Origin of the sequence: Kribbella soli, assembly GCF_004331345.1 — a bacterium.
GTDB lineage: Bacteria > Actinomycetota > Actinomycetes > Propionibacteriales > Kribbellaceae > Kribbella > Kribbella soli.
The window spans coordinates 1208221-1219764 of the sequence record NZ_SJJZ01000001.1 but is presented as its reverse complement, the minus strand read 5'-3'; the positions used below and the strand labels follow the sequence as shown (position 1 = coordinate 1219764).

General features: G+C 68.1%; 10 protein-coding genes. 8 read left to right on the top strand and 2 right to left on the bottom strand.

Annotated features, from left to right (window positions below):
* Positions 1 to 155 precede the first annotated feature (155 nt).
* Entirely contained in the window at positions 156 to 950 is a 795-nt protein-coding gene (locus tag E0H45_RS06140; protein WP_131335271.1) for a class I SAM-dependent methyltransferase, read from the top strand.
* Positions 951 to 1154: 204 nt separating this feature from the next.
* Here E0H45_RS06140 and E0H45_RS06135 read toward each other — a convergent pair whose 3' ends face one another.
* Positions 1155 to 1961 carry a TrmH family RNA methyltransferase gene (locus E0H45_RS06135; protein WP_131335270.1) on the bottom strand — a complete coding sequence of 269 codons (807 nt, stop codon included), beginning with the start codon at positions 1959 to 1961 and terminating at the stop codon, positions 1155 to 1157.
* 9 nt (positions 1962 to 1970) lie between these two features.
* A complete protein-coding gene (locus E0H45_RS06130) occupies positions 1971 to 3038 on the bottom strand; it encodes a LacI family DNA-binding transcriptional regulator (RefSeq protein ID WP_202872207.1) in 1068 nt (355 codons plus the stop codon).
* A 223-nt stretch (positions 3039 to 3261) separates the two neighbouring features.
* On the opposite strand from E0H45_RS06130, the gene E0H45_RS06125 reads away from it, so the two are divergent.
* The 7 genes from E0H45_RS06125 (at position 3262) to E0H45_RS06095 (ending at position 11544) form a co-directional block, all read left to right on the top strand.
* A complete protein-coding gene (locus E0H45_RS06125) occupies positions 3262 to 4548 on the top strand; it encodes an extracellular solute-binding protein (RefSeq protein WP_131335269.1) in 1287 nt (428 codons plus the stop codon).
* On the top strand, positions 4545 to 5498 hold the full coding sequence (locus E0H45_RS06120) for a carbohydrate ABC transporter permease (RefSeq protein WP_202872206.1): 954 nt from the start codon (positions 4545 to 4547) through the stop codon (positions 5496 to 5498). Before E0H45_RS06125 ends, E0H45_RS06120 begins: the two co-directional genes overlap by 4 nt.
* A complete protein-coding gene (locus E0H45_RS06115; protein ID WP_238154821.1) occupies positions 5485 to 6366 on the top strand; it encodes a carbohydrate ABC transporter permease in 882 nt (293 codons plus the stop codon). The genes E0H45_RS06120 and E0H45_RS06115 overlap by 14 nt, the downstream gene beginning before the upstream one ends.
* A gap of 45 nt (positions 6367 to 6411) precedes the next feature.
* Positions 6412 to 7176 (top strand): SDR family NAD(P)-dependent oxidoreductase, encoded by a 765-nt coding sequence (locus E0H45_RS06110; RefSeq protein WP_131335268.1) that lies wholly within the window; start codon positions 6412 to 6414, stop codon positions 7174 to 7176.
* 152 nt (positions 7177 to 7328) lie between these two features.
* A complete protein-coding gene (locus tag E0H45_RS06105; RefSeq protein WP_131335267.1) occupies positions 7329 to 8885 on the top strand; it encodes a heparinase II/III domain-containing protein in 1557 nt (518 codons plus the stop codon).
* Positions 8885 to 10864: a heparinase II/III family protein gene (locus E0H45_RS06100; RefSeq protein WP_131335266.1), complete on the top strand. Its 1980-nt coding sequence runs from the start codon at positions 8885 to 8887 to the stop codon at positions 10862 to 10864. The genes E0H45_RS06105 and E0H45_RS06100 overlap by 1 nt, the downstream gene beginning before the upstream one ends.
* 188 nt (positions 10865 to 11052) lie before the next feature.
* Complete coding sequence (locus E0H45_RS06095) at positions 11053 to 11544, top strand: hypothetical protein (protein ID WP_202872205.1); 492 nt, start codon at positions 11053 to 11055, stop codon at positions 11542 to 11544.

Below are 11544 nucleotides of genomic sequence, written 5' to 3'. Positions count from 1 at the left end.
GTTCTGTTCGAAGTACCTCAAGGTTCGCCCGCGGACACAGGCCCGGTCTGGCCATATTCGGTCATGAACATCGTCTCGTATCGCAAGATGATATGTCTCATTCAGCAAGATTCTGGATTAGCGTGAGGATCGTCGAGAAGGCAAAGGAGCCTGGGATGAACAACGTGTACACGCACGGCCATCACGAGTCCGTACTGCGGTCGCACAGCTGGCGGACCGCCGAGAACTCGGCCGGATACCTGCTTCCGCACCTGCGGCCCGGGATGTCGTTGCTCGATGTCGGCGCCGGTCCCGGCACCATCACCGCGGACCTGGCCCGCCTGGTCGAGCCCGGCCGGACGACCGCGCTGGAGGCGAACGCCGCCGCACTCGACATCACCAGGACGGCGTTCGAGAACCTGGACCTCGACGTGGAGTTCGTCGTCGGCGACGTCCACGCACTGGATCTGCCGGACGATACGTACGACGTCGTGCACGCACACCAGGTCCTGCAGCACGTGGCGGATCCCGTGCAGGCCCTGCGGGAGATGCGGCGCGTGTGCAAGCCCGGCGGCATCGTCGCGGTCCGCGACTCGGACTATGACGGCTTCGTCTGGTACCCGGAGGTTCCCGAGCTGGACGAGTGGATGGCGCTCTACCAGCGGATGGCGCGCGCCAACAGCGGCGAACCGGACGCGGGCCGGCGCCTGCTGTCGTGGGCGCTCGCGGCCGGCTTCGAGCAGGTGGACGCGACCACGTCGACCTGGGCGTTCGCCAACCCGGAGGATCGTGCGTTCTGGGGCGGCATGTGGGCCGACCGCATCCTCAAGTCGGCTCTGGCGGATCAGGCGCGCGCATCCGGCGTACCGGAAGAACGACTCGAAGCGATCTCACAGGCGTGGCGGACCTGGACCGACACCCCCGACGCCTGCATCTCCATCCTGCACGGCGAACTCCTCTGCACCGCCTGACCCTCCCCCGATTTGCTGGGTAGGCCAGGCAATTTGCTGGGTGGGCCAGGCAAATTGGGGGTTAGTGACCGAAACTCAGGGTGTGGAACCCGGCATTTCGCTGGCTGACCCATCAAATCCGCTGGCTGACCCATCAAATGCCGACGACGGCTCCGGCCGCGCCACGTACGACGGCTCCGGCTGCGCGGATTGTGGTGTGGGTGGTCAGTGGGGAGGGTGTGAGCGCTGGCGGGAGATCTCGTAGAGGACCGCGGTTGCGGCGTTGGCGGCGTTGAGGGAACTGGCCGATCCGGTGATCGGGATCCGGACCAGGTGGTCGGCGGCTTCCTTCCACGCCGTACTCAGGCCCGCGGTCTCGTTGCCGATCAGCAGCAGGACCGGCTGGGTGAAGTCGAAGTCGTAGACGTCGGTCGACCCGTGCTCGTCGGTGCCGACCACGGCGACCGGCAGTGCGGACCGGCGTACCCAGTCGAGGACTTCGCGATGAGAGGCCGCGCGTACGGCGGGAACCGCGAACAGCGATCCCGTCGTCGCGCGGACCGCCTTCGGGTCGTAGACGTCGGCCGCATGCCCGGTCACGATCACCCCGTCCGCGCCGAACGCGTCGGCGGACCGGATGATCGACCCGATGTTCCCCGGCCCGGTCGGCCGGTCGAAGACGACGCCCAGGAACTCCGGCCCGACCGGGATCCGATCGAGATCGTCGGCCGGCAGCTCCAGTACGGCGATCAGCTCGGGCTCCTCCTTCTCGCCGAGCTCGGCCAGCAACTCCGGCGCCATCGCGACCCGCTCGACGGCCGGCAGTCGCTGCAGCAGGTCCGCAGCCCAGCGGGACAACGGTCGGGACGCGTCGGTGATGACGGTGCGTACCGGCCAACCGTTGTCCACGGCAACCGAAATCGGTCGCACGCCCTGGACCAGGAACTCGCCGGACCGCTGTCGTTTGGTGCGATTGGTCAGCGACGCCTGCCACACCTGGAACCGGGCATTCCGCGAGGAGATCCGTTGCACCGACCCACCCTACGACGGCGGCGCGGTCGACTCGCGGACGATGAGTTCCGGGCGGAACAGCAGCGACTGGCCCTGGGTCGGTCCGGAGTCGTCGAGCCGGGACCGGAGCTGGGTGAACGCGGCCGCCGCCATTTCCTTCATCGGCTGCCGGACCGTGGTCAGCGTCGGCGCGTACAGGTCCGCGAGCACGATGTCGTCGAACCCGACCACCGACACGTCCTTGCCCACCTCGAGACCGCCGTCCCGCAGCCCGCGGCAGACCCCGAGCGCGCACATGTCGTTGATTGCGACGATCCCGGTCGGCGGTTCCTCCAGCGCGAGCAGCTCGGCCGCGGCCGCACGCCCCAGCTCGGACGCCTCGACGTCCCCGAAGTCGTCCGCGTCGCCCTTGACCGGCGCCCGGACCGAGGTCGCCGGATCGATCCCCGCCTGTTCGAGGCCGGCCGTGAACCCGCGGTACCGCTCCTTGCGGTTGACGCTCGCCAATGCGCCGGACACGAACGCCAGCCGGCGGTGCCCGAGGTCCGTGAGGTGCTGTGTGGCGAGCTGGCTGCCGATCGCGTTGTCGACGCTGATGCTGACGAGCGACGCCGGGTCCCCGGCCTGCGACGTACGGTCGAACGCGACGAGTTGCAGTCCGCGCTCGACCAGCGGCATCACATGCTCGAGCGACGGCAGCGACGAGCACAGTACGACGCCGTGTACGCCGTCGGCCCACAACTCGTCGACGTAGTCGCGCTCGCGCCGGGGATCGCGCTCCGAGTTGCACAGCAGCACGTGGTACCCCTCGGCCAGCGCCGCGGACTCCAGGTGTCGCGCGAGCGCACCCCAGAACGGGTTGCCCACCGACGGGACGACGAGTCCGATCGTGGTGTTCCGGCCGGTGCGCAGTTGCCGGGCGGCCCGGTTCGGCCGGTAGCCGAGCTTGTCGATGGCGCGCTCGATCCGCTGCCGGGTCTCCGGCAGCATCCGGTGGTTGCGCCCGTTGAGCAGGTTCGACACCGTGCTCGGCGAGACGCCCGCCTCGGTCGCGACCTGCTGGATCGTCACCTCACCAGTTCTCAATTCACCGCCCACCCGCGCATTCTGTCACCCCGTTGGTGCTGCCGTGTCGCAGTGCAACGATGCATCAGGTCGCGACGAAAGTCCAGCTTCAAGTTCGTGGGCGTCAACCTCTTGACGGGCCGTGAAATCCGTTCCTAGCATGCGGTGCATCGTTGCACCAGCCTCGCATAACTGCGCCGTTCCGGCTGGTAGATCGTTGCACCACTCCCTTCCGCAGCACCACGAAAGGCGCGCCATGGAGTACACCCGCAGATCAGTCCTGACGGCCCTCGGGCTCGGCGCGGTCGCCGCCGCCACCGGGTGCTCCGCGTCGTCCGGCAACAGCCAGGCGGCCGCCGACGGACCCGTCGAAGGCGAGATCAGCCTGCTCACCCCGCTGTTCGAGGGCAGCACCGGCAAGGACTTGCTGGAGGGCAAGCTGCTGCCGGCGTTCAAGCAGAAGAACCCGAACGTCACTGTCAAGGTCGACTACACGACGTACGCCGCCCTGAACGAGAAGATCACCACCAGCCTGGCCGGGGGCCTGATGCCGGACGTGGTGATGCTCGGCGTCGGGTGGATCCCGCCGTTCGCGCACAAGAAGGTGCTCGCGCCGCTGCCCGACGACCTGGCCAAGCGGTACGAGTACGAGGACCGCGTCCTCGAGCCGTCCCGGTACGACGGCAAGCTGTACGCGTTGCCGATGGTCCTGGACACCCGGATCGTCACCTACCGCAAAGACCTGTTCGCCGAGGCCGGGATCAAGGCGCCGCCGAAGGACTGGGCCGAACTGCGGGAGCTGTCCAAGGAACTGGCCCGCAGCGACGGCTCCGGCAAGCTCACCCGGGTCGGCTTCGACCCGTTCTCGATCGATCTCCGGCAGTGCTGGGAGACGTTCCTGTTCGCCAACGACGGCAACCTGTTCGACGAGTCCGGGCAGCAGGTGAAGTTCAACGACGACCGCGGCGTCGAGGCGTTGCAGCTGTTCCTCGACGTGATCAAGGACAAGTCCGCCGACTACTCGTTCAAGTCGTCGGCCGGTCAGCCGACCACCCTGCAGCAGGGTCGTTCCGCGATGATGATGTCGAACAACTCGCTCTGGGTGCAGCTCAAGCAGCAGACCCCGGAGCTGCTCAAGGAGGACAAGGTCGGCGCGTTCATCCTGGCCAACAAGGTGCCCGCGATGCTGCAGGGCGGCACCATGGTGGCCCGGTCGGCCTCGTCCAAGCACGCCGCCGCGGCCCAGGCGCTGGTGGAGTTCATGGGTACGCCGGAATCCATCCTGCCGACCGCGCAACAACGCGGTTCCGTGCCCGGCGTCCAGGACCTGCGGACCTCTGACTATGTCAAGGAAAACGGTTTCGTGAAGCTTGCCCTGGACAACATGAGCAAGGCCCGGTCCGAGGGCGGTACGGCGGCCTGGATGGAGATCCGGGAGAAGATCAAGACCACCCTCGAGACCGCGGTGGTCGGCAAGCGGACCGCAAGGGAAGCGATCGACGAACTCGCGAACCTGAGCAAGGAAGCGATTTCGCGCCTGTGAGCGGGACCATGGTGTCGACGCGGGACCGGGTGCGCGCAGCCGCATCCGGGCCGTCGGCTGCTCCACCCCGGCGCCGGGGGCTGCTGCGTGCCCGCCGCCGGGCGGGTCTGCTGATGGTCGCGCCCGCCGTGCTGCACGCCCTGATCTGGATCGGTATCCCGCTCGTCGCGGCGATCGTGCTGAGCTTCACGTCGTACGACGTGCTCACGCCGCCGCGTTTCATCGGGCTGGAAAATTTCCGCGATCTGCTTTCCGACAACGTTTTCCGGCGTGCCGTACTGAACACCAGCATCTACACGTTCTTCACCGTTCCGGTGGCGATGGGCATCGCGTTGCTGATCGCGCTGATGCTGAACACGCAGCTGGCCGGACGGGCGATCTTCCGGACCGCGATCTTCATTCCGCAGGTGACCGCGACGATCGCGGTGGCGCTGGTGTGGCTGTGGATCTACGACCCGCGGAGCGGTCTGGCCAACGCCATCCTGTCGTTCCTCGGCCTGGACGGCCCGGCATGGCTGTCGTCGACGGACTGGGCGATGCCGGCGGTGATCGTGGTCGGGATCTGGCAGGGGATCGGCCTGAAGATGCTGATCTATTTGGCCGCGCTGCAGAGTCTGCCGACCGAACTCTACGAGGCGGCGTCGGTGGACGGCGCGTCGAAGTTCCGGCAGTTCTTCAGCCTGACCCTGCCGTTGCTGCGGCCGGCGACGTTCTTCGTCTTCGTCACGTCGGTGATCGGCGCGTTCCAGTCGTTCGACCAGGTGTACATCCTGACCGACGGCGGTCCGGCCAACAGCACGACGATGATGACCTACGAGATCTACAAGTCCGCTTTCCGGGAGTTCCGGATGGGATACGCGTGCGCGCAGAGCCTGGTGTTGTTCGCACTGCTGCTGTTCCTGACGTTGCTGAACCGGCGGATCACCGGAGGCGACCGTGCCACCCGTTGAGACTTCTGCGCGGTTCCGGACCGGCCGGATCGCGCTCTACCTGACCCTGACCGCGATCTCGCTGGTGATGATCGTGCCGTTCGTCTGGATGCTGCTCACTTCGGTGAAGACCCCCGGCGACATCGCCGCGGTTCCGCCGCGGTTGTTCCCGACGGAGTGGGCCTTCGGCAACTACGTGGACGCGTTGCGCGCCGCGCCGTTCGCGACGTACGCGCGGAACAGCTTCGTGATCGCCGCAAGTCACACCGTGCTGAACGTGCTGATCGCCTCGATGGCCGGGTACGCGCTGGCGCGGCTGCGGTTCCGGGGCAGTTCGCTGATCTTCCTCGGGTTCGTCGGGGCGCTGATGATCCCGACGTACACGAAGATCCTGCCGGAGTTCCTGATCGTGCGGTTCATGCCGCTGTTCGGCGGGAACGACATCACCGGGCAGGGCGGCACCGGCTGGCTGGACACCTGGTGGGCGCTGATCATTCCGGGCGCGGTCAGTCCGTTCTCGGTGTTCCTGTTCCGGCAGTTCTACCTTGACCTGCCGGTGGAACTGGAGGAGGCGGCCCGGCTGGACGGCCTCAGCGAGTTGGGCATCTATGCGCGGATCATGACGCCGCTGGTGAAGCCCGCGTTCATCACCGTCGCGCTGCTCACATTCGAGGGGTCGTGGAACAACTTCCTCTGGCCGCTGCTGGTGACCAAGAGCGACAGCCTGCGGGTGATCCAAGTCGGACTTTCCGTTTTCCGCACCGAGAACGACACCCAGTGGGCGTTCCTGATGGCCGGGACCACGCTGGCCACGGTGCCGATGGTGGTGCTGTTCCTGATCGGGCAGCGCTACTTCGTCCAAGGTTTCGCGACCGCGGGCATCAAATGACACTCACCTGACACTGAGCTGACAATGACCGAAGGGACTGTTTCTATGACCGGGGAACTGCAGGGGACGCGCGCGCTGGTGACCGGTGCCGGGCACGGCATCGGCCGCGGGATCGCGCTCGGCCTGGCGGCGGCCGGGGCGGACGTGGTGGTGCACTACGGAAAGTCCGCCGCCGCGGCCGCGCAGACCGTTTCCGACATCGAGGAGCTCGGTCGGAAGGCGATTGCGGTCGGTGCCGACGTGACGAGTACGGCGGACGTCGACCGGCTGCTCGACGAAACGGCCGGTTTCCTCGGCGGACTCGATGTCCTGGTCTGCAACGCCGGTCATCTGATCGGGCGGGTCAAGGTCGAGGAGATGACCGACGAGCACTTCCAGCAGGTCGTGGACGTGAACCTGGGGGCGACGTTCCGCACCACCCGGGCCGCGATTCCGCACCTCACGCAGTCCGCGAACCCGCGGATCATCACGATGGCCTCGCTCGCCGCACACAACGGCGGAGGTCCCGGGTCGGTGATCTACGCGGCGGCGAAGGCCGGGGTCCGCGGGTTCACCAAGGGCCTGGCGAAGGAGCTCGGGCCGCAGGGGATCACGGTCAACTCGGTCGCGCCCGGGTACATCGCCGAGACCGCGTTCCATCAAACGTTTTCCACCACCGCGGCGCAGGCGAACATGGTCGCGGGCACGCCGATCGGCCGCGCCGGGCAGGTCGAGGACGTGGCGAACGCGGTCCGGTTCCTGGCGCTGCCGGCGTCCGGGTACCTGACCGGGATCACCATCGACATCGACGGTGGCACGTGGCCGCGTTAAACGGAAATCCGCCGACGGAACGCGGTGGCTGGTGGCACGAGTACGTGTGCCCGGCGCACGGTGTCGAGCTGGCGCACGTCGGATTCGATTCCGGAAACTTTCCGGCGGGCGGGGTGCCGTGTTCCTACGGTTGCCGGGTCGACACCCCTGCGGTGCGCGGCGCGTGGACCGTGCTCGCGCATCACTTCTGGGCACGGCGGATCCGGTTGCTCTCGTACGACGGCGGTGGGACTGACCTGCTCACGTCGTACGCGCGGTTGTATTCGGACCTCACGAAGGCGGGGGAGCACGAGCAGGCGCAGGGGTGGATGCAGCGCGGGCGGCTCTTCCACCAGGCACTCACGGATGCGGTGTGGGGCGTGCCGATCGCGCACTCGATCCTGAACCTGGCTGGACGCGCCGAGCTGCGTGAGACATTGCCGATGCTCGATGACATGGTTGCCGGGGCGCAGCGGGCGCGCGACGCGATGGTTGCCCAGGACAAGTTCTCGTCGAACTACACGGCGTGGTTCAACGCGCTCGGTACGACGGTGAGCCAGGCGGCTGCTGCCGTTCGGGGCGAGGTGTGGTCCGGTGAGAAGGAGTGGTTGACCGGCGAGCACGGGCAGTTCGCGCATCTGGAGACGGCGACCGGCGAAGACGGCTGGGAGTGGGAAGCCAGCACGTACTACCACGGCTTCGTGCTCCGCGCTTACCTACTGAGCCTGCGCGGCGTCGACCCGTCCTTGGTGCCTGACCGCCTGGAGAAGATGATCGCGGCCCTCGCCTCGATCGCCACTGACGGCGGTATTCTCCCGGCCCTCCACGACGGCCCGTACCTCCGGGTGCCGCTGGCGCTGGAGTGGTTGGAGATCGTCGCGCTGGCCCGCCAGTTCACAACCGCTCACGGCCTGGATGCCGTCGCCGCTCGAGCACTTGCAGAGGTCGGCCCGGAGTACGACGGGCTGGAGGACAGACTTACCGGATGGTTCGGCGGCCCACCTCGCACCTCGGCGCTCACTTCGTTCCAGGGCGCACACCTCGGTTCCACCTATGCGGTGATTCGTGTGCCCGGGATCCACGCGATCCTCGACCACGGACCGCACGGTGGCTCCCACGGGCACCACGACAAGCTCGCGCTCTACCTGTACGGCGCAACTACGCCGTGGCAACCCGATCCTGGGCAGGTTCCGTACGGACATTCCCAGTGGCGCGCCCACTACAAGTCCGTCACCGCACACCCGACGATCCGCATCGACAACCTCGAGCCCGCCGAGGCAACGGGCCAGTTGACGCACGACGAGGACTCGGTGACGGCCACCGTCGACGGCTGGTACGACGGCGTACGGGCGACCCGAAAACTGATTGCTGGAGACAACTACCTGGTGGATGTCGTCCGGGTGGCGGCGGATCGTGAGCGTGAGATCGTGCTGCAGTTCCGGCCGGATGTCGAGCTGACCGTGGAGGTCGGGCCGGATGTGGTCCGGACAATCTGGGGCGGCGACGAGACGCTGTACGGCTACCACGCGTCCGGTGACGCTGTGCCGGTGGCTCGGCCGGGTGCCGGGCCGGCTGATGATCCGCAGCGGGTGCGGACCTGGCTCGACTGGACAGTTGTCGGCGCGGCCGCGACGTACTGCTCCGTCTACTCGACGACGCCCGTCGACGTGCAGCTGACAGGGGACGTGATCACGGTCGACGGGCATGAGCACTCGATCGGAGGACTGTGATGTTCGACGATCGGCTCGCGGAGGTGCGCGACGGTCTCGACGGGCGGTATGCCGCGCAGTGGCGGCGGTTGCGGGAGCAGTGCGACTGGTACCGGACGCAGACCCCGCCGACCGAGCACCCGTCCGCGAGCATCACGTACTTCGGCCCGGCCGCCGCGAACCTCGCGCTGGCCTACCGCCTGACCGGCAACGAGGGCTACCGCTCCGAGGCGGCCCGCTGGATCTCGGCCGCAATCGGTTTCCCCCACTGGGGCAAGGCGCACCTGCCGGACCACGATCTCGACGCCGGCTGGCTGCTGCACGGCTTGTCCCTCGCGTCCACCTGGCTCGGCGACGACTTCGAGCTGGCCGACGAGTTGCGCGCCAAGCTGGAGTTGCAGGGATCGCGGCTGTACGAGTTCGCCGTCGAGTCCGAGGGCTCGTGGTGGAGTTCGTCGTACTGGCAGAACCACAACTGGATCTGCTACACCGGGCTCGCCGCGGCCGGGTACGCGTTGGGCCGCACCGAGTGGACCGACCGCGCCCGGCGGAACTTCGAGACAGTCATCGAGTTGCTGCCGGCGGACGGGTCGGACATGGAGGGCGTCGTCTATTGGCGGTACGGCGTTCCGTGGCTCGCGACGTACCTGGATCTGTTGCAGGTCCAGGAAGGGCTCGACTGGTGGGAGCGCTGCCGGTTCCTGGCGAACACGTTTTCCTACCGGCTGCAGCAGTGCGCGCCGGGATTCGAGGAGAACATCGACCACGGCGACTGCCACGACCGGCGGAGCGGACACAGCGTCGCGCTGTACCGGAAACTCGCGTCCGCGTACCGGATCGGTGAGGCGCAGTGGCTGGCGGACCTCGTTTCCGAACGTTTCTTCTGGCGGGAGGCGTACGCGAGCGGCGTGAAGCCGGGCGTCATGCCGGAGGCGTACCTCGAGCTGCTCTGGTACGACGACTCGCTGCCGCCGGTCGATCCCGCGAAGACCGCGCCGCTGTCCGCGTACTTTCCGGACCTCGGCCTCGTCACGGCGCGGACCGGATGGGACGACGAGGCAACGATGGTGTCGTTCAAGGCGGCGCCGGGCGGCGGGCACCAGGCCTGGGAGACGTCGCACCGGCTGGACCGTGAGCGCGGGTGGGACACGTTGAGCGCCGGGCATCATCATCCCGACTCGGGATCGTTCGTGCTGACGTCGCGGGGCGCGTTCCTGGCCGTGGACGAGGGGTACAGCAACCGCAAGCGGGCGGGGGACCACAACCTGATCCTGGTCGACGGCTTCGGGTACGCCGACGAGGACCGATACCACGTCTACAAAGGGATTCCGTACGAGCGCCAGGCGCGGATGGTCGACGTCCACGCGGTCGACGGGATGGCGCACGCCACCGCGCAGATCGCGGCGATGTACCCGCCCGAACTGGGTATCACGCGGCTCGACCGGACGCTGGTCTTCACCCCGGCCGGACGGCTCGTCCTGCTGGATCGCTGCGCGGCCGACTCTCCGCGTGACTGGACCCTCCTGCTCCACGCCGACTGGCCGATCGAGTACGCCGACGAGATCGCGCTGCGGTCCGGGTCCGCGCAGGCCTGGGTCCGCTTCCACACCCCGCTGACCGTGGAGTCCGCGGTGACCGAGGTCGAGGCCAACCCGACGTCCAGCACACCGAGCCTCCGCCTCACTCGCACTATGCACACCCTCCGCGCCACCGTCCACCAATCGACGACCGCAACCCTCCTCACCACGATCGAACCGACCTCCGCCCTTCACCCGACCCCGCCGACGGCTCGCCGACTCGACCTTGCCCGCGGCTTCGGCGTCGCCTTTGACGACGAGACCGTGCTGCTCGCCGACGACGAAGGAGCCCTGGACGCCCAGGCCATCAGAATTGCCGCCGATGCGGCGCTCGGAGCGGGCGACGACCCGCAGCGAGCCGATTGTGATGGCGTGGCGGTCCGCGCCATCATCCGCACCGCAGACAGGACGGTCACCCTATGACCCGCCCCGCGGCCCGCGGCCCGGTCCACGGCGCGGGTTCGGGCCGGCGGGACGGGGCGGGAGTTAGCCGGCGGGAGGAGGCGGGGGCTAGTCGGCGGGAGCGGGCGGGGTTTGGTCGGCGGGCGCTGGACTGGTTGGGGTGGGTCGCGAATCCGGCAGCGGCGGGGGCGGCGTTCACGATCCTGTGCTTGGGGATTGTGACGTGGTTGCCGGCGCTGGCGGCGGTCGGGTTCGCGCTCAATCGGTGGCGGACCGACGGTGACGCGCGCTGTTTCACCGGCGTGTTCGTCGGCTGGCGCAAGTACTGGCGTCCGCTGCTCCCGCACTCGGTGCTGATGACCATCGCAGCAGTGATTGCCGCCAGCAACTTGTCGTTCCTGTCCGGCCGGTCCGGGCCGCTCGTCCTGACCCTGTTCATGATCCACGTCGGTCTGGTCGCCGCCGCGGTCACCTATCACCTCGCGCTCGCGGTCGCCGCGGGCCGCGACCCATCCGGATCAGCGGCCGATTGGCGTCGTACGGCGTTCCGTCTCGCCTTCACCTCCGTACCGCGCGGCACCGCACTCCTCGGTGCCGCCGTCGCCGCACCGGTCTTCTCACTCGTCGTACCAGCAGGTCCCCTACTCCTCGGCACCACAGTTCCGGTTCTGGCCGGCCTACTCGTCGCCGACCACTCCTAG